Below are 22,118 nucleotides of genomic sequence, written 5' to 3'. Positions count from 1 at the left end.
AATCGCCGAACATATCGATTCGGAATGTTTTCGTGCCAAACTTATTCACGGCCTATAGCCCGATGTCGAAAGGACGGTCTGGGCGTGGGAGCACCAGTGCGGCTCTCTGTCGCGGCGTGGCTGGTTTCGATGCCCATATTCGGCATCGAAGTGGCTACCGCGCATGCCGAGCCGCAGGACGGATCGAACGATCGCGGGTCCATCAGTCGGGCGGACCATCCTGCGACCGGGCAGGGCAAGGACGCATCTCGACCGGGCGAGACAAAGCAGGGCTGGGGCCGAGCAGACAAGGATCAACCGGGTCGCGGGCGGCCAGACAAAGATCACGACGGTAGCGGCCGACCGGATAAAGGCTGGCCAGACCGGGGTTGGCCGGATCGGGGCCAGTCCGGCGACCCGTCATCTCGGGACTGCCACGACCGATATCTTGCTGAAGAGCTGCAAAAGCTTCTCGCCAGCCTCTTTGCCGGGGGCGGTCAGTCCACCGGCGGCAGCCAACCCACTGGCAGCGGTGGCGGAATCATCGGCCGCACCGTTCCGACCGTCAGCACAACCCCGAAATTCGGCGACGGTCGCAGCGGCGTCATAGGTGCGACCGGCTCTGCGTCCGGCCAGCAGAACGGCACCTCGCCAGGTCCTGCGACGGTCGCTGTGCCATTGGGGGCAGGCATCGGGTCCCTGCCTCTGACGTCGGTGGGTGCAGGCATATCTCCGGCCGGCAATGGGCAACCCGCCTCGCTGGGTCCGGAGAACCCCGTGGCGTCGCAGCCGACACTCGCTTCGCCCGTCGAGTTGATCGCGTTGGCGCTGCAACCGCCCTCGACGCTCCCCGAACACGTTCACGGCATCGCCGAGCTTCCAGCTTTGCGGCCTTATCCACTGGATACCAATAGCGCGGCGCAACAGCCCGGCGGCCCCGACCAGTCCGGCCACCTCTACCGGGCCGGTAACCGGCTGCCCGTCGGTCCGGTTTTCCGTCCGGGGTACACGGACTACCTGCGTTCTGCCGGCTTGGACGAGGTGGCGACCGTGGCGGTCACTGGAATTACCGGCATCGTGGTGTTCACGATCTTCGGTGGATTGATCGGATACCGGCAGGCGCGTGCCGGCCATATGGTGCACGCCGGTGCCGGCGCCCGGTTCCTGAGCTGACGCGTTCGCCCTCGACGAGTCCGGTGCGTGCCTCGCGGCACAATGATTGGCAATGTCTGTACAGCCGCAAAGCCAGGCACTGACCCAAATCGGACAACGACTTGACCACCTACCCGTCGGGCCGGTGCATCGCCGGGTGGTCGCGGCCATCGGGCTCGGTCTGTTTTTCGAGGTCTACGAAATTTTCCTGGCCAGCAGCATCGCGGCAACCCTGCGCAGCCACTACCAGGTCGACGCATCGACCCTGAAGCTGCTGCTGGCCTCGACGTTCGTCGGGATGTTCGTAGGGTCGGTCGGGTTCGGGCGGCTGGCCGACCGACTCGGCCGCCGCCGCGCATTCATCCTGAACCTGGTCTGGTTCTCGGTGTGGAGTGTGGCCGGCGCATGTGCGCCCAATGCGTGGGTGCTGGTGATGACCCGATTCCTGGCCGGCGTCGGGGTTGGCGCTGAGTATCCGGTGGCCGATTCGTACCTGGCCGATGTGCTGCCCAAGGAACACCGCGGACGGCTGGCGGCCTGGGCCTACACCTGCTCATTCGTCGCGGTACCGGTACTGGGCTTTCTGTCGCTGTACCTGGACAAGCACACCATCCTCGGTATCGAAGGCTGGCGGGTGTTGTTGGCCGTTGGAGCGCTGGGCGCGGTCGGCGTTGCGGCACTGCGGCGAGGGCTGCCCGAGTCGCCGCGCTGGTTGGCCAGTCGGGGCCGACTCGATGAGGCAGAGGCAGCAGTCCAGCAGTTCGAGGCCGGTGGTGCTGCGGTCGCAGAACCGGTTGACTATGCCGCCGCTGTAGTCCCGGCCGAACCAGATGGGCAGCCCGCGCCGCGTGACCGGCTGTGGGTCAGCCCCTACCGGCAGCGCGTGGCCATGCTGTCGGTGTTCCACCTGTGCCAGCCGTTCGCGTACTACGGCTTTGGGACGCTGGCCGCATTGGTGCTGGTCAGCCGCGGTTACAGCACCACGTCCTCGCTACTTTTCACCGCGCTGTCCTACCTCGGCTACCCCGTCGGTTCGATGCTGGCGATCCCGTTGCTGGGCTGGATCGAACGCAAATTCCTGATCATCGGCTCTGCCGCGGCGATCGCGGTCAGCGGCGTCCTGTTCGCGACTGCCGACACTGCGCCGGCCATCGTGATCATGGGGTTCCTGACCACCGCACTGTGCAACGTGTTCTCCAACGCGTACCACGTGTACCAGGCCGAAATCTTCCCCACCGACATCCGGGCGACTGCGGTCGGAGCGACCTATTCGCTGTCGCGGCTGTCCAGCGGCCTGCTCCCGTTCATCTTGTTGCCGGTGCTGGACGACTACGGCGCCACCGCGATGTTCGGCGTGGTGGTTGCGGCGCTGGTGGTAGTGATGGGCGTCGTCGCCGCGCTGGGGCCGCGTACGAGCGGCCGCAATCTGGAGGACATCAACCCGGTCTGACCGGTCGAATGCCCATCGAATGCTCATAGAACGATATTGAAACTCGTTCCAACGGAACATATTTCGTTACAAACTTAGGCTATGGTGACGAATAAGCTTGGTGGGCAAGGTTATTCATGGCGTACGAACGGCTGCACCGCCGCGGGTAGTGGGCGCCCCGCGGCCGATCGGTCCTCGCGGCCCGACATTGCTGCAGTTCGGTAGGCGACACGCCCGAACGGTGTGGCGTGTACCGGGGACGCGCCGGGTGCAAGGTGCACATCACCCCGGTGACGGCTTACGCTTGCTCTGGTACCCCATGAGTACCCAATCGACAATCCCACGCTGACGCCGAATTTTTGGAGCTGTGTTGACGTCATCCCGCCGTGTCCGTGGCGCCTGGCTGGCAGCAGTGCTGGCCGTCCTTGCCGTACTCGGAGGAGCAACAGTCTCGTCGACGTCGCGCTGTGCGGACGGCTGCCGAGTAGTTGCTGCGGCCCGTGATCTGTCGGCATCGGCACAACCCGCTCCCGAGCCCGCCGCGCTGAAGATCGTCCCGGCTGCGGGGCTGGCCGGCGTGAACCCCGCCGCGCCCGTGAGCGTCACCGCGGTCACCGGAACCGTGACCTCGGTTGCCATGGAGAACGAGTCCGGCAAGACCATCCCCGGAACGCTCAGCGCCGACGGCAAGACCTGGACACCGGCCGAGCAGCTGGGGTACGGCCGCACTTACACCATGACCATCGACGCACGCGGGAACTCGGGCATGCCCTCGCGGCAGACGTCCAGCTTCAACACCCTGAGCCCGGACTACCAGACCACGGTCTACCTGAACACCGTCTCGGGTGCACAACTGCAAGAAGGCGGCACCTACGGCATCGGCACCGTCGTCGTCGCGCACTTCGACGACAAGATCGAAGACAAGGCCGCCGCCGAGCGGGCCATGACCGTGACCACCAACCCGCCGGTGTTCGGGTCGTGGCACTGGATCGACGACTCGAACGCGCACTGGCGGCCCGAGCGGTACTACGCGCCCGGCACCACTGTCACCGTGGACGCCAAGGTGTACGGCCTCAAGGTCGCCGACGGCACCTACGGCCAGGAGGACGAGCGCGTCTCGCTCCGGATCGGTGACGCCCATGTGTCCATCGCCGACGACAACACCAAGCAGGTCAGCGTCTTCGAGAACGGCAAACTGATCCGCACCATGCCAACCTCGATGGGCATGGGCGGCACCGAGATGATCGGCGAGCGGGAGCTGTCGTTCTGGACTCCGCCGGGTGTGTACACCGTGATGGACAAGGCCAACCCGGTGATCATGGACTCCTCGACGTTCGGGCTGCCGGTCAACAGCCGATTGGGTTACAAGGAGACCATCCCGTGGGCCACCCGGATCAGCGCCGATGGCATCTACCTTCACCAGCTGAACGCGACTATCTGGGCACAGGGCAAGACCAACACCTCGCACGGCTGCCTGAACCTGAACGGTGAGAACGCCGAGTGGTTCTACAACTTCTCGCAGCCAGGTGACGTGGTCGAGATCCACAACACCGGCGGGCCACCGCAGCGCATGAACCAGAACGGCGACTGGAGCATGCCGTGGGATCAGTGGCTGAATGGCAGCCGGCTCCCGCGTTAGGTGGATTGTGACCCATCTCACGCATACTGCTTTACGGGCGTAGCCTCATAGGTATCTCACGCACGAAGGGAGATGCCAATGAAAGGCGCGTACCACGACCCAGTGGATCACTCCCGCACCACGCAACCACACGCAGGTGAATCCTTCATCGACACGTTGTGGCTACCTGGGCTGGGCCTCATCGCACTCGGCATCGTCACCATCGCGGGCTTCGTCGCAGCCACCGCTTACCACCGCGATCAACTGCAGTTACCGCTCGGCCTGATCGCTGGTGCGCTGGTCACTGCCGGGGCCATGGTCGTGACCTTGGAGCACTACCGGGTCAAGAGGGTGGAACAGCGCTGGCTTGCAGACCACCCGGACCGGCGCCTGCACGCCGGCTGACCCACCTGCCGTCGGTCATCGCCGGGCCACCGGTTCTCAGTTGTCACGACGGGGTGTGAATCCCGTCCTCTCGCAACCGAATCCGCAGCCCGGTTGCTCGCAGTGCCTGACGCTGGACCGCGGCGCGTACCTCATCGACCGAGCCAACCACCCGTATCTTCTTTTTGGCGCGGGTCACCGCGGTGTAGAAAAGCTCGCGCGTGAGCAGGCGGGAGTCGGCCGGCGGCAAAAGCACCGTCACCTCCTTGGCCTGCGAACCCTGGCTTTTGTGGATGGTCATTGCGTACATGGTTTCGACATCAGCCATCCGGCCCGGTGAAAACTCCTTCATCCCATTCGCGCCCGAGATGCACACCTGCGGCCCATGCGGCCCCGCGACGACCAGTCCGGTGTCGCCGTTGTAGATGCCAAGCGCGTAGTCGTTGGCCGTCACCAACAGCGGTCGTCCCGGATACCACGGTGACCAGGTCGCCTGTCCGGTTTCTTCGCTGACCCACCGCTCCACCTGCCGGTTCCAGTGCCGCACCCCGTGCGGACCCTCGCGGTGTGCGCACAGCAACCGGTGCTCGTCCATGGTCAGCACCCCGACCCAGCCGGCGCCCAGCAGAGCGCACTCCCGAACCTGCACCGCATGGTTCACCAGCACAGGGCGCAGTATCTTGGCCGGATCTGCATCCTCGACGAACTCGATGGCCGGATCGCCGGAACGCAGCAGCTCCACCACGCGGTCGGAGTCACCTGAGCGGATAGCCTCCGCGAGCCCGCCGATGGCTGCACCGAATCGGTGCGTGGTGTGCAGCGCGGCAATCCGGATGTCCGGGTTCGCGGCCAGCCCGTCGACCAGGTCGGCCAGAACCGCTCCCGCCTGAACCGAGGTCAGCTGGTCGGGGTCACCGACCAACAGCAGCCGGGCTTCGGGACGTACTGCCTCCAGCAGCCGGGCCATCATGGTCAGCGACACCATCGACGTTTCGTCCACCACGATCACGTCATGCGGCAGCCGGTTTGCGCGATTGTGGCGGAACCGCGTCGAACTGTCCGGCCGTCCGCCCAGCAGCCTGTGCAGGGTGACCGCACGCAACGAGCCAAGTCGCTGCTGATCGTCGGCATCCAGCTTGCCCACCTCGGCGGCGACCGCTTCCTGAAGGCGAGCGGCGGCCTTACCGGTGGGGGCAGCCAGTGCGATACGCAGCGGACCGGCCGCCGACTGGGTGAGCAGCGCCAGTAGGCGTGCGACAGTGGTGGTCTTGCCGGTGCCCGGGCCGCCGGTGAGCACCGTGACCGGCTGCCGCACAGCCAGCTCGGCGGCGGCCCGTTGCTCGCCGAAGGCCGGTGGCGGGAAAAGTCGTTCGAGTGCGGCCGGATCCGGCTCAGGGGTGTTCCCGGCCCGGATGGCCAAGGCCAGCAGGTCGGTGCACACCTGCTGTTCCTCGCGCCAGTACCGATCCAGATAGAGCAGCCGGTCCTGATAGAGCTGGATGGCCACGCCGTTGAGGGGGCTGGCCTGTACCGCGGCGATGAACTCGTCCGGCGCCGGCCAAGGCAACTCATGATCCGGGTCGGCCAGGTCACCGCCGACCGCAGTCAGGTCGACGCACACCGAACCTTCGCGCAGCGCCCGCACAGTCAGTGCCACCGCCAGCGCGACTACCTCGCTGGGCTCGCCGGCGAGCATGCAACACCGCCCGGCCACATGAACATCGGAGGCGTCCAGCACGCCCGCGGCGTTGAACTCGGCCAGTTTGCCGGTCGCCTGCGGCACCCGTCGCCAGTCCATCAGATCCTCGGTCACCGTTCGGGACCTCGATCCAGCACATCGGACAACCGGCTCACCAGCGCGGCGGGCGGCTGCCAGCTGAAGACTCCGCACGGGTTGCCGTCCACCATCGGGGTCTGTGGTCCGCACATGCCGCGGACAAACAGGTAAAGTACGCCGCCCAGGTGCCGGTCAGGCTGGTAGTTCGGCAGTCGCCAGCGCAGAAAACGGTGCAGCACAACCGAATACAGCAGGGCCTGCAGTGGATAGTCCGAATGCATCATGGCCTCGGCCAGGGCGGCGGGCCGGTAGTCCGCAGCGGTATTGATGGCCTCGAACGAGCCAAGCCGGTTGGTCTTGTAGTCCACCACGAGGTACTTCTGCCCCCACCGTCCCGGCACCCGCAGCACCGCGTCGATCGAACCGGACAGATAACCGTGCAGTCGCTGATCGGCGAGTGGCTCGGACTGCAGCCGGGCACCGTACGCATACAACGGATCGGAGGCCGGAAGCAGCTTGGTGAGGAGTTCACCCACATCACCCAGCCGGATGTGCGGTGCCAGGTCGGGTCGGTACTGGCCGCCGCCCAGCGGTATCTCGAAATCCAGCTCCCGCAGCCGGTCTTTGAGACCGATCTGACGCAAGGTGAGGCCCGGCGCCAGCGGACCCAGCGAGGTGTCGTGCATCGGCACCAGTGCCGCGGCCAACTCGTCGGTGGGTACCTCGACGTTCCACAGTCCGACCTGTTCCCCGATCCGGGTCGTCAGTTCGGCGGTCAGATCGGGGGCCAGCGGGTCGGCGTGTTCGAGCACGGCGTGCACCAGCGAGCCGAACGCGGCGCCGGCCGGCAGTTGTGCCATGGGCGACGTCAGGTCGGCGTCCGGCGGCCCGGACGGGCCGCCAGGGGTGAAGTCACTGTCGGATTCGTCGTCCCGCAGCGCCGATTCGGGCTCGCTCGCCACTCCCGCGCGCGTACCGCCGTCATCGGCAACCCGCACCAGCGCCGAGTACGACGTGCGCCGCCAATGGGTGTCGATGTCGCGGTGAAAATGCCGCACATCCAGATTCCACGGCGGGGACTGAATGGCTGGGGGCACCGGGGTCACCGGCTCTGCCGACTCGATCACCGGACCACCGGCCTGCTCCCAGGCCGCGAAACAGGCCAGCGCATCGTCATCGGAAATCGTCTGCGGCGCCAGCACATCCGGAACATTGGTCTCGCCGATCCGGCGGCCGCGCAGCAACCGGGACAGACCACCGTGGCGTTCATCCCACGACGGCGCCCACCATGCCACCACCTGCGACTGCGCCCGCGTCAGCGCGACATACGTGAGCCGGACGTTCTCTCCGGCGATCTCGGCCAGGCCGGCCTGTTCCACTGCGTCGCGGTCGCAGGCGCCGTCGCCGCCGACATGCAGGCAGCGGGTGCCATCGGTGTCATGGAAGCGCAGCACCGCGTCGGTCTGGACATTGCGGTTGAACCCGAACGGCAGGTACACCACCGGGAACTGCAACCCCTTGCTGCGCCACACCGTCATGATCTGCACCGCGGCGGCGTCGCTGTCCAGGCGACGGTTACGTTCGGCGGGGCCACTGCGGTCCTGCAGCTGACGGCGCAGCCAATCACGCAGGGCCGGTAAGTGATACCGCTCGCGGTGGGCGACCTCATGCAGCAGCTGCCCGACGTGAGCAAGGTCGGTCATGTGCCGCTCACCGCCGCGGTAGCTCAGCACCCGCTCGGACAGGCCCTGCCCGTCCCGCCCGGCCGCCCCCTGCGACTGGGCGGCTTCGAACACCGCAGCGATGCCCCGTTCCCGGGCCAGCCCGGCCCAGTGTCGGACGGTGTTGGTGATCCGATCGGTCAACTCGTCGCCGCCGGCGGCCAGATCGGCAGCGCGGTACCCGAAGAACATGGTCGTCGCTACGGCCCGGACCACCCCGCTGCGGTTGGGTGTGTCGAAGGCGTCGAGCAGCCGCAGCCACTCGGCGGCGGCCACTGACCCGAACACGTCGGTGTCACCTGAGTAGACCACCGGAATGCCCAAGTCCAGCAAGGCATCTCGGCACGGCTCGGCGTCCCGTGCACCATCGACGATGACCGCGATATCACCAGCGGTGAGTGGCCGGCCATCGAACCGCGCGCCGCTGGCCAGCAGGACGGAGATGTCGGCGGCCAGATCCTTGGCGATGTACGGCCGTAGTGCCGGGATGGGAATGGTCTTGCGCTGGGGCGTGCCGAACTCATCGCGGTTGACGACGCGAAGCCGGAACGGCGCATTGCGTGGTGCACCGGCGAGGCGATGGCGGTCTCTGCGCGCCTCGATGGGGTGCACCACGATGTCCGGGTCACCCAGCGCCGCACCCCGCAGCACGGTCTGCAGGCTATCCACCAGAACCTTGTCGCTGCGCCAGTTCTCGGCCAAGGTGAGCCTGTCGGCACTGCGCGCGGCGCTCAGATAGGTGACGATGTCGCCGCCGCGGAACGCGTAGATGGCCTGCTTCGGGTCGCCGATCAGGATCACCGCGCTGTACCCGACGAACGCCCGGGAGATCACCTGCCATTGCACCGGATCGGTGTCCTGGAACTCGTCGACCATCACGATCGGCCAGCGTCTGCGCATCCGGTCGCGGGCCGGCGCGTCGGGCTCTTGCAGGGCGGTCGCCAGCCTGCTCAGCAGGTCATCGAAACTCAGCACACCGAGCCTGCGTTTACGGCGCTCAAGCTCGTCGAGCACCGCGGTGGCGAACGACAAACGTTCTGCTGCAACGCTGTCAGGCTCGGTGGTCAGTGGCCGCAGCTGCGCACCAGGGTCGCCGACCACCCGCTTGGCCAGCTCGAGCGCGGCGGGGTAGCTCAACGCAGGTTCGTCACGCTGGCCTCCGTAGGCGGTCAGATACAGATCCGAGACGATCTCGGTGACCAGATCGTCGAGGCTTTCCACCAGTCGTGCGCCCGAATCGGTGTCACCGGCGATCCCGAGAGAGCGCAGCACCAGCCCGCAGAATTCGTGCGTGGTGGCGATGGTCGCGGCGTCGAAATCCGAAAGAGCATCGCGCAGTCGGGCGCACCGCTGGTCCAGCTCTTCGGGAGGTGCCGCCGCCAGATACCGGATCAGGTCGTCGTCCTCGCCAGACGGATGCTCCAGGGCCGCAAGGGTTTTCACCAACTGACTGCGAACCCGTTCACGCAATTCCCGGGTCGCCGCGCGGCTGAACGTGATCAGCAGCATCTGATCAAGGGTGGCCGCGCCCTCGGCGATGTAACGGGTGACCAACCCAGCCAGAGCGTAGGTCTTGCCGGTGCCGGCGCTGGCCTCCAACACGGTTGTGCTCCCCGGTGCCGGCAGCGGGCCGAGCAGATCGAAGGCGCGCATCAGCACCGCCGCTCAGCGTCGAGCAGTGGCAGCCACAGTCGGCTCGCGTAGCTCCCCAGCCGGGTGGTCTCGCCATGCACCGCGACATCGTCGGGTCGTGGCGGATCGAGCAAGACGCTCAACGGTGGTGCCTGACCCCATATCTCGACCTGTTCGGCAGAGTCCTTCTCCCAGCGCCATTCCCGGTCGGCCTCGCGTTCGGGCACATCGCTGTATTGCCGGGCCTGCGCCCAGGCCAGCGAGGTCTTCAGCGGCAATGGCAACGGCTCGCGCCGGCCGGCGTCGTAGATGGCGACCAACTCGCGCAACACCGAAAGTGGTTGTGCAGGGCGACGATAACCCAAGGTCTGAATGGTATTGCGAGGGCCGCGGCCGATGCAGTATGCCTCCCAGTCGCCGTCCGGTGCCCCGGCAGCCAGCGCCACCAGCGTGATCCAGGCCTGCAGTCGGTGCTTGGCCCCCAGCTTCGAATAGGTCACCGCCACGGTCCGGTCGCCCCACAGCGGGGTGATGGTGCCGGTGAGCTTTCGGCCACGGTCGTCGCTGATGTGGATGTTGATGTCCAGCGCACCTGGTTCGCGGCCCTGCTGTAACGTCCGGGCCGCGGCGGCCAGTTCGCTTGCCTCGCCGCTGATTTCGCGGGCCTGACGCCAGCCGAGGCGCCCCGGCGGCAGAGTGCCGCGCCGCCATTCGGCACCGATGACGAAATCGGAGTCCTGGCCGGACATCAGATCACCGAGCATGCGGTCACCGACAGCCCACCGGTCCAGGCTGTCGATGGCGACCGGCATGGCATCGGACGGTTCTTCGGCGTCCCACGGCAGGGTGTAGTCAAGTGCCCGGAAGAAGCCCCGCACCGGGTTCTCGAAGAATTTCAGCAGGTCGATCAATTCGATATCGCCACAAGGCAATTGGTCCAGTGGTTCATCGATCAGCCGGGGCTTGGGTGCGCGCTCACCGATGATGGCACGGGCGCCGCGCAGTGCCGCCGGGTCGTAGGTGAACGACTGGTGCGGCACCAGTCCATTGGGCTCGACGGTGCGAATGTCGAACGGCTGCAAGGGGTGGTCGACGACGATCTGCGTGCGTACCCGCTCCTGGGTGGTCCGGTCCACGGCATCGAGCAATTCCTGCACCGGGACCGCAGGCGGGCGGTGCTCGCCGGAGTGCTCGTCGGTCCCGGTGTAGGTGATCACCAGGGTGTCGGTGGCCGAGCACACGGCGTCGAGCAGCAATTGCCGATCCTCAGAACGGATGTCGCGTTCGCCGGTCAGCGGATGCCGGGCCAGCACGTCGTCACCGTCGGCAATGTTGGTGCGCGGGAACGCCCCGTCGTCCAAACCGATCAGGCACACCACCCGATGCGGCACCGAGCGCATCGGCACCATGGTGCACACGGTCAAGGTGCCGGTGCGGAAGTTGGCGCGGGTCGGCCGGCCCGCCAGTTGTCGGCTGAGCAAGGCGCGGACATCGGTCAGTCGCAGCGTCGTGTCAGACCGAGAACCTGCGTGGGACAATATTTTTGCCAGTTCTCGGTCCAACTGACCCTGCTGCCACAGCTCATCAGGGCCGATCCGGGTCAGCAGGGCCGTGCCTTCGCGAAGTACCTCGACCCATCTATGTAGGGGCTCGGCGCCGGTGAGGCGGTCCACCACGGTGCGCAACCGCTGCACGTATTCGGCCAGCCGCCCGGCCAGTTCGACACGATTGCTGTCGACGTCGTCCAGCGGTAGGGCGGTATCCAGCCAGGCGTGCGAGTCGTCGGACATCGCGGCACCGGTCAACAGCCGGTCGACGCCGAATTGCCAGGTGTTCTGCGGGTACTGCTCCAGGTGGTACGGGGTGCGGTGGTCGGCGTCGAATCCCCACCGGATGCCTGCTGCGGCAACCCATTCGGTGATGGTCACCAGATCATCGTCACTGAAACCGAAGCGGCGCCGCACCGGTTCGCTGTGCGCGAGGCTCAGTACGGCGCTGGCCGTGGCGCGCCCGTCGGCGATACCCAGCAGCTCGGACAGCACACCCAGCAGCGGGTTGGTCTGGGTCAGTGCCCGGTCTGCCAGTCGGACCCGCAGCCCCTGGGCGGGATGATTGCGGTCGGCGTACTCGCCCGCGCCGAACGCCGCGGTGATCAGCGGCGCATAGGTATCGATATCCGGGCACATCACCAGAATGTCGCGCGGTTGCAGAGTGAGATCGTCGTCGAGCAGGCCGAGCAGGATGTCGCGCAGGACGTCGATCTGCCTGGCTGCGCCGTGACAACGATGGACCTGGACGGAGCGGTCGTCCTGCTTGTGGAACCGGTGCCCGACGGGCCGCACCTCATTGGCCGAGATGTCGGACTGCAGCCAGCCGAGCAACGTATCCGGGAAAGCCGAGCGGGGATGGAACTGATCGGTTTGCGCAGCGGGCAGCCCGCGCTGCAGCTCGCGTAAGTCGCGGCCGAGCGTTTGCAGCAGCGGATGACCGACTCGCAGTCGACTGGTATCGGCACTGCGGGCCACCTGCCCGCTCAGGTCGGATAGTGCGCGCCACAACGGGTCACTGGGATGTGGCAGCCACAGGTGCAGATCGTGGTGAGTGGACAACGCGCCGAGCAGCTCGATATCGGCCGCGGGCAACCGCGTGTGGCCGAACAGGGACAATCGCTGGGGCAAATCGGTGGGCGAATCCTGCAACTGTGCAACGATTTTCGCTTGTCTTACCGGCGGCGGATCGGCGGTGATCCGCTCGGCGACCGATCGCCACAGCTGCGGTTGCCAGCGCAGGTCATCGTCCAGTTGGCGGCCCGCCCCGTCGGTGTAACGACCGTCCAGCCAGTCGGCGAGCATGGCCGGCCGAGCCTTGGCATAGGTATCGAACAAGCCGGCCAGGCGGCGGGCCACCGCGTAGCGCCGCCCCCGGCGCAGGTCGGTCTCCTCGGGATTGCCCAACTCGGTGTATCCGAGGTGGGCGGCCAGCGCGCCAGCCCACGTACCAACAGTCGGCGCTGAGCCGGTCTGGTCCAGGACTTCCAGTACCGGCCACACCATGGCATCCGGGTCCCACGGGTTGGTGCCGCCGGCCGTGCCGGAGATCTCGGCGAGAAGTGATGCGGGGGAGCGGAATTCGACTCCAGCACAGACCCCGTCGGTCGACGGACGACCATCGCGGGCGATGCCTGTCCACCCCGTGCCCAGGACATGGGACAGCTGCTGACTGAGCCAGCGCTCCATCCCACGGGCCGAGACCAGAACCAATTCGGTCGCGAACGGGTCCGGCATCGGTTCGGACAACAGTGCGCCCAGTCCGGCGGCGAGGGCGCCGGTGTCCTCGGCTCGATGCAGGTGTAGTGCCATCGGCCCCAACCCTAGGGCGTGGGACCGACAGTTCTACGCGGGTATCTGAAAGCCGCGGAAGCTATGCCCTTTCAGGCTTCGCCTTCGCGGGCTTGATGAATCTGGTTCTTGATCTCCCGGTAGGCCTGCACGCGGGCCATCACCGCGTCGACCGCGGAATCGGTGGGCGTGGTGTCCGGTGCGGCCTCGATCCCGTACAGCATGGAGGTGAGCTTCGCGTGCAACTCGGCGCGCTGTTCGGCAATCCGAGCATCCTCGCGCTCGGTCTGAAGCGATTTGTCGATCAGTTGCGCTTCGATGGCGCATTTGTCGATCAGGTCGACCCGCTCGACCGCGGCGAGTTCCAGTTTTGCCGCGGTGGTTCGGGCTTCGGCGAGGATTTTGCGGTCCTCGGCGCTTGGTTTGTCCAGTGCGGACAGTTTTCTGGTCAACTCGCGTAGGGCGTACGCCTTCTCGAAGGTGGCGGTGATCTGCTGGATGTCGGCGCTGAAGTCGACATCGCCCAGCCACCCTGCCCGCGCCGCTTCCGACGTCGCGACCATTTTCACGGCGGTCAGCGCCGACTCGACGAATGCGGCATTCTCCCTGCCGAGGGTGTCGAGGCGCTGCTGCTTTTCCTGGCGGGCTCGATCCTCGCGTTCCTGTTCGGCGGCCGCCGCCCGCTGGGTCAGCTGCACACGGGCGTGCTCCTCCACTGCCGCGCGGCGCGCGTCCGCGGCCGCGAAGATGCGATAGGCAATCCAGCCCGTCACCGCGATGGCGGCGACGATGCCCAGGACTATCCACACCGGCTTGGGGACCAACGCGATCAGCACGATGAGACCGAAAATTGCGCCGCCCACGCCACCGGATCCGCCGGATGAGCGTCTGCTACTCATGGCCGGCCCTGTGCCGTGCGCCCTCGGCCATCACCGTCTGCCTCTGCTCGCTGCGTCCTCCGGCACCGATACCGTTCTTACTGGTCAGCGCCGTTTACGAGCGTAGTCGGACCCACCGACAACGGTGTTGGTATCTCCTAGGACGCTATCCGCCGAACTCGGCGGCCAACCCGTCTATGCCGAGCCGGATCGCCGCGAGCCCCTCGCCGCGGGCCTTGAGCTTGCTGGCCAGGTGGTGCTGGGGATGCAGTGTCGCGGCGAATCCGGCGGCTACCTGCTGCGCATGGCTCAATACGTTCTCCGGCTCGACGATCTCGTCCAGCCAACCGGCGGCCACCGCCTCGGGACCGGCGAAGGTCGCGGCCAGGCCGACTGCCCGCTGGAAAGCCGCGCCGGTCAACCGCATTCGGAGGATCTCCACACAGGCCTGCGGCACAGTCATACCGATGGCGACCTCGTTGGCCTGGCACCGCGTCTTCGACGACCCGACCCGGTGATCGCCGGACATCAGCAGGAACGATCCACCGGCGATCGCTGGGCCGGTGGCCGCGATCACCACCGGGACGGGGAAGGTCAGGATGCGGACCATCAGTTCCAGCCCGCCGCCCAGCATGGCCAACCCGGCGACCGGATCTCCGGAGCCGAAGATCGCCAGGTCGAATCCGCCGCTGAACACCCGGGAGTTTCCGGCCAGGACGACGGCCTTGACCTCGCCGATTGCGGCGGAATGCTGGGCCTGGTCCAGTGTGATGTTGATGTTCTGCTGCATGGTCGGGCTGAGCACATTGACCTTGCCGTCATCGAGCGTGATGGTCGCGACCGCGTCGGCCTGCGCGTAGTTGACGGTGCTCATCGTTCTCCCTTGGTTCGTCCCGTGCCTGGTTTGTCCCAGTGCCGGGAACGGGTTTGAGCCGATGCTAGACGGGCCGGGGGTCGGGCGATCGCGGTGCTGCAGCGCCGTTGCGGTGCCGGCCCTGCTGACCTGCGTCGACCCACTGCACCTCTAGCTCGGTGGTCTCATCGAATTGCGTTGAGCGCCAACGATCCTGGGTCTCCCGGACGGCGCGGTTCATCCGGTCGATCTCCGCCCGGAAGACGTCGGGCCGAGTCTCCTGCGAGGCGTAGTGGAAGTACGTCAGCACGCTCCGCAGCAGTTCCAGCTTCTGCTTCTCGCGCTTGGCCAGATCGTGCGACGTCATCAACTCCAGGCGGTGTACCGGTTGCAGCGCGTCCCAGTCCAGCACCGCGGTCGACTCGAACTGCCTGCGCTGGGGGCCGAATCTCGCGGTGCGCTTGGCGTTCTCGATCCGCGGCCCGTCGTAGTAGGTGACCGTGCCGTCGAACCGGGAGCGGATCGATCCGCCGAGTTGTTCGCGGCTGATCGCCGAGTCCCACACTGTTCGCCACTCTTGTCCCGGAGCTAACACTGAGAGTTCGCTGGGAAGTGGTAGTTCAGTGACGTCGAGCTCGCCGTCGTACTCGTGTCTCTCGTAGACGGCGACCGTTGGGTGCTCCGTGAAGTTGAGCATGACGTTGTGCGCTGCGGTCTGGCCGAAGTTGCGTACCACCAGCTCGATCAGGTGCCAGTCCGACGAGTGCGGCTCCATGAACATGGTGACCTGGGGGCGGACTTGGTCTCGCTTGAGCTCGCGATTCCGGTTCAGCTGGCGCGTTGTGACGACCAGCGCCGCAACGCCGAACGCCAGCGCGGCCCAGGCGGCGAGAGCGAGCCAACCGCCGGATCCGAAACCTGTGAGGTCGTGCCAACGATTGGTCATCCAGTCCACGGCGTCATCCAGTCCATTGGGGTGGGCAAGGCTTGCGGGGCTTTACGACGGCGCGGCCAATCGTACCGTCGTCCCGACCCTAGAGCTTCGCTGGTGAACTTGCACAACGCAGCAGCTGCAGTTGCTGGTCAGCCGCCCATGAGCATGCGCCACTGGTCCAGGTTGGAGGCCCGGTAGACGTAGTTGGTGCGCCGAACCTCGTCCAGCGAGGCGCTGGGTGCGGGCGAATACCAGTGGCCGGGGAACACCGTCGGGTCTCCGGGCAGTGCGGCCAGCGACTGCAGGCTGCGGAACATGTCGTCGACGTTGCCGCCGGGGAAGTCGGTCCGGCCGCAGCCGTCGAGGAACAGGGTGTCCCCGGCGACCAGTCGGCCGTCGAGCAGGAAGCACTGGCTACCCGGGGTATGGCCCGGGGTGTGTAGCAACTCGATGGGTACCGCGCCGACGTTCACCGTGTCGCCGTGATCGTGCGGGGTCAGTTCGGAGAGTGCGATACCCGTGATCCGGGACACCCAGTCGGCTTCGTGGGTGTTCACGTGCACCGGGACGCTGACGCGCTCCAGCAGTTCAGCCAGGCCCTTGAGCTCGAAGCCCATCATGGAACCCCCGACGTGGTCGGGGTGGTGGTGGCTGACCAGGACTCCGGACAGCCGCATGCCGTCGGCCTCCAGCGCATCGACCAGATCACCGGCGGCGTAGGCGGGATCGACCACCACGGCATCGCCGGTCTCGCGATCGCCGATCAGGTAGGCGAAGTTGCGCATCTGCTGGGCGATCGGGTCGCTCGCCGCGAAGTCGCGGCCGGAGAGCAACTGGCGGAAGTACAGGCGGTCGTCAGCCGTGGGATGAGCCATGAAGACGAGCCTATTGCCGAGGGGTGACCGCCAAAACTGCAGGTGCAAAAACCGCACCGGGCGGGGTGTTTGACAACACTGACTAAATTCCGCATTTCTGATGCGGAATTTAATACCGTGATTGACATGCAACTCACCCGGTTCACCGATCTCGGTCTGCGGGCCGTGATGCTGCTGGCCACCGGTGACGTCGCCGATCGCCGCGTCACCACGCGCTCCATCGCGGCCAGCTCGAACGCCTCGGACAATCACGTGGCAAAGGCGGTCTCGCGACTGGTCGAACTGGGCCTGGTGGAGGCCCGGCGGGGGCGGTCCGGCGGATTGTCGATCACCGATGCCGGCCGCCAGGCGTCCATCGGCTGGCTGGTCCGCGAACTCGAGGGCGATCACGACGTCATCGATTGCCACGGCGAGAACCCCTGCCCGCTGATCGCCGGGTGTCGACTGCGCTGGGCGCTATCCGATGCGAAGGACGCGTTCTACCGAACTTTGGACGAACTGACCGTTGACGACCTGGTCAATGGTCGCACTCTGCAGATCACGGCCCGGCCGTGAGCTGAGCTACCGCAACCCGATTTTCAACCATCATCACCGCAAGGAGAAGGAGTAAACATGTCCGGCGTAGGTTCCGAAAAGGTCTCTGCTGCAAGAGAACTCGACAGCGGTAACGTCGAGATCATCTCGGCGACGCTGCCGCTGGTCGGCGCGCACATCGACGAGATCACCTCTGAGTTCTATCGCCGGATGTTCCAGGCGCACCCCGAACTGCTGCGCAATCTGTTCAACCGTGGAAACCAGGCCCACGGGGCTCAGCAGCGCGCGCTGGCGGCGTCGATCGCGACCTTCGCCACGCATCTGGTTGACCCAGCGCTGCCGCACCCGGCCGAGCTGCTGTCCCGGATCGGGCACAAGCACGCGTCGCTCGGCATCGTCGCCGAGCAGTACCCGATCGTCCATGAGCACCTGTTCGCAGCGATTGTGGAGGTGCTCGGCGCCGACACGGTCACGGCAGAGGTGGCCGGGGCCTGGGACCAGGTCTACTGGATCATGGCCGACACCCTGATCGCGCTCGAACGGGACCTCTACGCGGCCGCGGGAGTCGAACCGGGCGATGTCTACCGCAGGCTCCGCGTGACCTCGCGCATCGATGACCCCTCCGGAGCCGTGCTGGTCACCGTCGCAACCGGGACGCCGACGAATTTCCTTCCCGGACAGTATGTTTCGGTCGGCGTCACCTTGCCCGACGGGGCCCGCCAACTGCGTCAGTACAGCCTCGTCGGCGTCAGCGGAACCGACCACCTCACGTTCGCGGTCAAGCCTGTCGAGGCGGCCGGTGACGCGCCGGCCGGCGAGGTGTCGAACTGGATTCGGGACAATCTCTGCATCGGCGACCTACTCGACGTCACTGTGCCGTTCGGCGACCTGCACACTGCCCGCGAGACCGGTCAGCCCCTGGTGCTGATCTCGGCGGGCGTCGGGATCACCCCCATGATCGGCATCCTCGAGGCGTTGGCAGCCGGGCATCCCGACACCCGTGTGCAAGTCCTGCACGCCGACCGCGGTGACTCCACCCACCCGCTGCGGGAGCGTCAGCACGAGCTGATCCTGGCGCTGCCCAACGCGAGTCTGGAAGTCTGGTACGAGGACGGCGTCACCGCAGGAACTCCTGGTGTGCACCCCGGGCTGATGAACGTGTCCGGCGTCGATCTGCCGGGCGATGCGCAGATTTACCTGTGCGGCGGGTCCGGATTCGTTCAAGCTGTACGCAGCCAATTGCTCGACCGCGGCATCACCGCCGAGCGTGTGCACTGCGAGCTGTTCTCACCCAACGACTGGCTGCTGAATTGAATCCTGGCAGCTAGAACGCACTCCTGGCGGCCGCATTGACCTGCGGTTTGGTGCGGCTGCCAGGTAGGTTGTACCCTCTTTAAGGCCCACCGGGCAGGCAGTCATCAACCGGCTGTTCGATCCGAGGGCCAGGCCCCCTTAGCTCAGTCGGCAGAGCGTTTCCATGGTAAGGAAAAGGTCAACGGTTCGATTCCGTTAGGGGGCTCGGTGGACATAAGGCGAGCTGAGCGACGGAGGCCAACTCCGCCGGCGCACTGCCAGCGTCTATCGGGGCGGTGTAGCTCAGCTGGTTAGAGCGCACGACTCATAATCGTGAGGTCGGGAGATCGAGCCTCCCCACCGCTACAAGCGCAATGCGCAAGAAGCTAGATAACGAAGACCCGAAAAGAACCGCGAAAGAGGCAGAGACGTGGCGTCGAGTACCGACGTACGGCCGAAGATCACCTTGGCCTGCGAGGTGTGCAAGCACCGTAACTACATCACCAAGAAGAACCGTCGTAACGACCCCGATCGGCTCGAACTGAAGAAGTTCTGCCCGAACTGCGGTACGCACCAGCCGCACAAAGAGTCGCGTTAGCCACTAACCGTGGGTCTATCGTCGGATATCGTCGGGTTGCACTATCGCCATCCCGAGTATTACGAGGTCGGACGCGAGAAAATCCGTGAGCACGCGACGGCCGTAAAGAACGACGACGCGTGCTACTTCGATGAGGCAGCCGCGGCCGAACTCGGTCACGACTCAATTCTCGCGCCGCTGACCTTCATTTGTATCTTCGGGTACCAGGCACAGTTCGCTATGTTCGAAGACGCCGGTATCGGCATCGAAGACGCTCAGATCGTCCAGGTTGATCAGCAACTGAAGTTCCTGGTGCCGATCAAAGCTGGGGACAAGATCTACTGCGACGTCTACGTTGACGCGTTCCGGCGGGCGCATGGGACCGACATCATCGTGACCAAGAACATCATCACCAATGATCGCGGTGATGTTGTGCAGGAGACCTACACGACCCTGGCGGGTCGGTCGGGTGAGGACGGACGAGAGGGTTTCTCAGATGGCGCTGCGTGAGTTCAGTTCGGTCAAGGTTGGCGACGATCTGCCCGAAAAGATCATTCAGTTGACCCGGCAGGACCTGGTCAACTACGCCGGAGTCTCCGGTGACCTGAACCCCATCCATTGGGATGACGACATCGCCAAGCAGGTCGGTCTGGATACCGCGATCGCCCACGGCATGCTCACCATGGGTCTGGGCGGCGGCTACATCACCTCCTGGGTCGGCGATCCGGGTGCGGTGACCGAGTACAACGTCCGGTTCACCGCGGTGGTGCCGGTTCCCAACGACGGTGTCGGCGCCGAGCTGGTGTTCAGCGGCCGGGTGAAGTCCGTCGATCCTGAGACCAACTCCGTGACTGTCGCGATCTCGGCCACGACCGGAGGAAAGAAGATCTTCGGCCGCGCCGTCGCGACCGCCAAGCTGGCGTAGGCGAGGAGTTAGCTCATGGCTCTCAAGACAGACATCCGCGGCATGACCTGCCAGTACCCCGATAGCTTCGTGGTCGGTCGCGAGCAGATCCGTCAGTTCGCGCAGTCGGTCAAGTCCGCCGACCCTGCCTCCATGGACGAGGCGGCCGCCGCAGAACTTGGCCACATGGCGCTGATCGCACCGCTGACTTTCATGTCGATCTTCGCTGTGATGATCCAGCGGTACTTCTTCCAGACGGTCGACATCGGTATGGAGACGCTGCAGATCGTCCAGGTGGACCAGCGGTTCAAGTACCACCGGCCGATCGTGAACGGCGACGTGCTGACCGGTGTCATGCACGTTGATTCCGTCGTCGAGCGCTTTGGTGCGGACATAGTCACCACCCGCAACGTGCTGACCGACCACAAGGGTGAGGTCGTCATGGAGGCCTTCACCACCCTGATGGGCCACGAGGGCGAGAACTCCATCTCGGCCAAGTGGGACCCGGAGACGGGTCAGGTCGTCCGGACCGCCGTTCACTAGCGCGACGCTGCGCGGCGGCGCCGGAGGCTATTAGCGGATTAGTAACTCCGACATGGGCCGATGTACACTCGGTCCTCGGGGCTTCTTCCATTTCAGCGCGCTGTCCGTCGGTTTGATATCGACCGATCGGAGAGCGCGCGAACTGTGTGAGGCCCCAACCGGAAGCGGCGGCAATGCCGACGCTGAAGGGGCGTAGCTCAATTGGCAGAGCAGCGGTCTCCAAAACCGCAGGTTGCAGGTTCAAGTCCTGTCGCCCCTGCTCAACTGAATACCCGATGTGGACACTGGATTATGTGACCACCTGGACCAGACGAAAGGCATGCGGTGAGCGACGAGCGCGATAGTGCCGGCTCCGCAGGCGCCGGTACTGATGCGGGCACCGACGCGGGCGATATTGAGTCGCGCGGCCAGACTGCGGTTGTGACGCGTCCGGCGCGCCCGACTGGTAAGCGGGCACGGCGTGCCGTGTCGGTTGACACCGACGACGCCGAACTCGAGGACGCCACCGAGGCCGGCGAGGACTCGGACGAGGGCGCCGAGGATGCGAAGGCTGACAAGAAGGCCAAGTCCAAGAAGGCAAAAAAGCCGAAAAAGGACGGCCCGTCGCGTAACCCGTTCGTGTTCGTTTGGAACTACCTCAAGCAGGTAGTGGCCGAGTTGCGGAAGGTCATCTGGCCCAACCGCAAGCAGATGATCAGCTACACCACGGTGGTGCTGGTCTTCTTGGTGTTCATGGTGGCGCTGATCGGTGGGGTCGACTTCGGTCTCGCCAAGCTCGTGATGTGGGTGTTCGGCTGACGCCGATCCATCTGCCCGTGATGAGCTGGAAAACGTTAGAGAGGACTGACTACCGTGACGACTTTCGATGGCGAGACGCCCTCGGATGAGTCCGACGTGACCGCCGAGGCAGTCGAGTCGGTGGAGACGGTCGAGGCGGCCGATACGGCTGTCGAGGAAGCCGTCGAGGAGTCGGCTGCTGACGAGGTGGCTGTTGACGAGGTGGCTGTTGAGGAGCCCGCGGCTGAGGAATCGGCTGCTGAGGAGCCCGCCGCTGAGGACGAGGACCCCGCAGTCACGCTGAAGAAGGAACTGCGTCGCAAGCCGGGTGAGTGGTACGTCATCCACTCGTACGCCGGCTACGAGAACAAGGTGAAGGCCAACCTCGAAACCCGCGTGCAGAACCTGGATGTCGGCGACTACATCTTCCAGGTCGAAGTGCCCACCGAAGAGGTCACCGAGATCAAGAACGGCCAGCGCAAGCAGGTCAACCGCAAGGTGCTGCCGGGCTACATCCTGGTTCGCATGGAGCTCAACGACGAGTCGTGGGGCGCAGTGCGCAATACCCCGGGTGTGACCGGGTTCGTCGGCGCAACCTCTCGGCCCTCGGCGCTGTCGCTGGACGACGTCGTCAAGTTCCTGCTGCCGCAGGGCGCGGCGAAGAAGCCGGCCAAGTCTACCGGTGCGGCCGCGGCTGCCGGTGCCGTCGCCGAGACCGGTGGCCTGGAGCGTCCGGTCATCGAGGTCGACTTCGAGGTCGGCGAGTCGGTCACCGTCATGGACGGTCCGTTCGCCACGCTGCCGGCCTCGATCAGCGAGGTCAACGCCGAGCAGCAGAAGCTCAAGGTGTTGGTGTCCATCTTCGGACGCGAGACGCCGGTCGAATTGACCTTCAACCAGGTCAGCAAGATTTAGCCGGG

19 protein-coding genes and 3 tRNA genes are annotated in these 22,118 nt (G+C 65.8%); 15 read left to right on the top strand and 7 right to left on the bottom strand.

Features of this window, described 5'->3' with window-relative positions; all coding sequences use genetic code 11:
- Positions 1–84: 84 nt before the first annotated feature.
- The 4 genes from M2432_RS12485 to usfY all read left to right on the top strand — a co-directional run bounded on the left by M2432_RS12485 (position 85) and on the right by usfY (position 4,583).
- The gene (locus tag M2432_RS12485) at positions 85–1,152 is read left to right on the top strand and encodes a hypothetical protein (RefSeq protein ID WP_280827116.1); all 1,068 of its coding nucleotides are present in this window, start codon (positions 85–87) and stop codon (positions 1,150–1,152) included.
- A gap of 52 nt (positions 1,153–1,204) precedes the next feature.
- A complete protein-coding gene (locus M2432_RS12480) occupies positions 1,205–2,581 on the top strand; it encodes an MFS transporter (RefSeq protein WP_280827115.1) in 1,377 nt (458 codons plus the stop codon).
- A gap of 346 nt (positions 2,582–2,927) precedes the next feature.
- Entirely contained in the window at positions 2,928–4,199 is a 1,272-nt protein-coding gene (locus tag M2432_RS12475; RefSeq protein ID WP_280827114.1) for an Ig-like domain-containing protein, read from the top strand.
- A gap of 78 nt (positions 4,200–4,277) precedes the next feature.
- Positions 4,278–4,583, top strand: coding sequence for a protein UsfY (usfY, locus tag M2432_RS12470; protein ID WP_280827113.1), 306 nt, complete (start codon positions 4,278–4,280; stop codon positions 4,581–4,583).
- A 43-nt stretch (positions 4,584–4,626) separates the two neighbouring features.
- On the opposite strand, the gene recD is transcribed toward usfY, so the two are convergent.
- The 7 genes from recD to M2432_RS12435 all read right to left on the bottom strand — a co-directional run bounded on the left by recD (position 4,627) and on the right by M2432_RS12435 (position 16,570).
- Complete coding sequence (recD, locus tag M2432_RS12465; RefSeq protein WP_280827147.1) at positions 4,627–6,360, bottom strand: exodeoxyribonuclease V subunit alpha; 1,734 nt, start codon at positions 6,358–6,360, stop codon at positions 4,627–4,629.
- 11 nt (positions 6,361–6,371) lie between these two features.
- Complete coding sequence (locus tag M2432_RS12460; protein ID WP_280827112.1) at positions 6,372–9,713, bottom strand: UvrD-helicase domain-containing protein; 3,342 nt, start codon at positions 9,711–9,713, stop codon at positions 6,372–6,374.
- The gene (gene recC / locus M2432_RS12455; protein ID WP_280827111.1) at positions 9,713–13,051 is read right to left on the bottom strand and encodes an exodeoxyribonuclease V subunit gamma; all 3,339 of its coding nucleotides are present in this window, start codon (positions 13,049–13,051) and stop codon (positions 9,713–9,715) included. Before recC ends, M2432_RS12460 begins: the two co-directional genes overlap by 1 nt.
- Positions 13,052–13,122: 71 nt before the next feature.
- Positions 13,123–13,929 (bottom strand): hypothetical protein, encoded by an 807-nt coding sequence (locus tag M2432_RS12450; protein WP_280827110.1) that lies wholly within the window; start codon positions 13,927–13,929, stop codon positions 13,123–13,125.
- A 145-nt stretch (positions 13,930–14,074) separates the two neighbouring features.
- Positions 14,075–14,782, bottom strand: a complete 708-nt coding sequence (locus M2432_RS12445) for a crotonase/enoyl-CoA hydratase family protein (protein WP_280827109.1) — start codon at positions 14,780–14,782, stop codon at positions 14,075–14,077.
- Positions 14,783–14,846: 64 nt separating this feature from the next.
- Positions 14,847–15,728 (bottom strand): hypothetical protein, encoded by an 882-nt coding sequence (locus M2432_RS12440; RefSeq protein WP_280827146.1) that lies wholly within the window; start codon positions 15,726–15,728, stop codon positions 14,847–14,849.
- A 116-nt stretch (positions 15,729–15,844) separates the two neighbouring features.
- Positions 15,845–16,570, bottom strand: a complete 726-nt coding sequence (locus tag M2432_RS12435; RefSeq protein ID WP_280827108.1) for an MBL fold metallo-hydrolase — start codon at positions 16,568–16,570, stop codon at positions 15,845–15,847.
- 126 nt (positions 16,571–16,696) lie between these two features.
- Between M2432_RS12435 and M2432_RS12430 the strand changes: the two genes are divergently transcribed.
- The 11 genes from M2432_RS12430 (at position 16,697) to nusG (ending at position 22,113) form a co-directional block, all read left to right on the top strand.
- Complete coding sequence (locus M2432_RS12430; protein WP_280827107.1) at positions 16,697–17,125, top strand: Rrf2 family transcriptional regulator; 429 nt, start codon at positions 16,697–16,699, stop codon at positions 17,123–17,125.
- A 57-nt stretch (positions 17,126–17,182) separates the two neighbouring features.
- Entirely contained in the window at positions 17,183–18,418 is a 1,236-nt protein-coding gene (locus M2432_RS12425; protein WP_280827106.1) for a globin domain-containing protein, read from the top strand.
- A 132-nt stretch (positions 18,419–18,550) separates the two neighbouring features.
- Positions 18,551–18,623 (top strand) — tRNA-Thr (locus tag M2432_RS12420).
- A gap of 66 nt (positions 18,624–18,689) precedes the next feature.
- Positions 18,690–18,763, top strand: a tRNA-Met gene (locus tag M2432_RS12415).
- A gap of 64 nt (positions 18,764–18,827) precedes the next feature.
- Positions 18,828–18,995, top strand: coding sequence for a 50S ribosomal protein L33 (gene rpmG / locus M2432_RS12410; RefSeq protein WP_059015841.1), 168 nt, complete (start codon positions 18,828–18,830; stop codon positions 18,993–18,995).
- A gap of 9 nt (positions 18,996–19,004) precedes the next feature.
- Positions 19,005–19,484: a (3R)-hydroxyacyl-ACP dehydratase subunit HadA gene (hadA, locus tag M2432_RS12405; RefSeq protein ID WP_280827105.1), complete on the top strand. Its 480-nt coding sequence runs from the start codon at positions 19,005–19,007 to the stop codon at positions 19,482–19,484.
- Positions 19,471–19,899: a (3R)-hydroxyacyl-ACP dehydratase subunit HadB gene (hadB, locus tag M2432_RS12400; protein ID WP_280827104.1), complete on the top strand. Its 429-nt coding sequence runs from the start codon at positions 19,471–19,473 to the stop codon at positions 19,897–19,899. The genes hadA and hadB overlap by 14 nt, the downstream gene beginning before the upstream one ends.
- Positions 19,900–19,914: 15 nt before the next feature.
- Positions 19,915–20,421 carry a (3R)-hydroxyacyl-ACP dehydratase subunit HadC gene (hadC, locus tag M2432_RS12395; protein WP_280827103.1) on the top strand — a complete coding sequence of 169 codons (507 nt, stop codon included), beginning with the start codon at positions 19,915–19,917 and terminating at the stop codon, positions 20,419–20,421.
- Positions 20,422–20,607: 186 nt separating this feature from the next.
- Positions 20,608–20,680, top strand: a tRNA-Trp gene (locus M2432_RS12390).
- 65 nt (positions 20,681–20,745) lie between these two features.
- Positions 20,746–21,219, top strand: coding sequence for a preprotein translocase subunit SecE (gene secE / locus M2432_RS12385; protein WP_280827102.1), 474 nt, complete (start codon positions 20,746–20,748; stop codon positions 21,217–21,219).
- Between the two features lie 120 nt (positions 21,220–21,339).
- Positions 21,340–22,113, top strand: coding sequence for a transcription termination/antitermination protein NusG (nusG, locus tag M2432_RS12380; protein ID WP_280827145.1), 774 nt, complete (start codon positions 21,340–21,342; stop codon positions 22,111–22,113).
- Positions 22,114–22,118 lie beyond the last annotated feature (5 nt).

The organism is Mycobacterium sp. OTB74 (assembly GCF_029892685.1).
In the GTDB taxonomy this organism is placed as follows: domain Bacteria; phylum Actinomycetota; class Actinomycetes; order Mycobacteriales; family Mycobacteriaceae; genus Mycobacterium.
The sequence above is the reverse complement of the archived record's forward strand: the minus strand, read 5'-3'. Positions and strand labels throughout refer to the sequence as shown.

What these genes read in the sequence shown, in the direction of transcription:
- M2432_RS12480 (WP_280827115.1), top strand. Translation starts at nt 1,205, where the DNA reads ATGTCTGTACAGCCGCAAAGCCAGGCACTGACCCAAATCGGACAACGA.
- usfY (WP_280827113.1), top strand. Translation starts at nt 4,278, where the DNA reads ATGAAAGGCGCGTACCACGACCCAGTGGATCACTCCCGCACCACGCAA.
- recD (WP_280827147.1), bottom strand. Translation starts at nt 6,360, where the DNA reads ATGGACTGGCGACGGGTGCCGCAGGCGACCGGCAAACTGGCCGAGTTC.
- M2432_RS12460 (WP_280827112.1), bottom strand. Translation starts at nt 9,713, where the DNA reads ATGCGCGCCTTCGATCTGCTCGGCCCGCTGCCGGCACCGGGGAGCACA.
- recC (WP_280827111.1), bottom strand. Translation starts at nt 13,051, where the DNA reads ATGGCACTACACCTGCATCGAGCCGAGGACACCGGCGCCCTCGCCGCC.
- M2432_RS12450 (WP_280827110.1), bottom strand. Translation starts at nt 13,929, where the DNA reads ATGAGTAGCAGACGCTCATCCGGCGGATCCGGTGGCGTGGGCGGCGCA.
- M2432_RS12445 (WP_280827109.1), bottom strand. Translation starts at nt 14,782, where the DNA reads ATGAGCACCGTCAACTACGCGCAGGCCGACGCGGTCGCGACCATCACG.
- M2432_RS12435 (WP_280827108.1), bottom strand. Translation starts at nt 16,570, where the DNA reads ATGGCTCATCCCACGGCTGACGACCGCCTGTACTTCCGCCAGTTGCTC.
- M2432_RS12430 (WP_280827107.1), top strand. Translation starts at nt 16,697, where the DNA reads ATGCAACTCACCCGGTTCACCGATCTCGGTCTGCGGGCCGTGATGCTG.
- M2432_RS12425 (WP_280827106.1), top strand. Translation starts at nt 17,183, where the DNA reads ATGTCCGGCGTAGGTTCCGAAAAGGTCTCTGCTGCAAGAGAACTCGAC.
- hadB (WP_280827104.1), top strand. Translation starts at nt 19,471, where the DNA reads ATGGCGCTGCGTGAGTTCAGTTCGGTCAAGGTTGGCGACGATCTGCCC.
- hadC (WP_280827103.1), top strand. Translation starts at nt 19,915, where the DNA reads ATGGCTCTCAAGACAGACATCCGCGGCATGACCTGCCAGTACCCCGAT.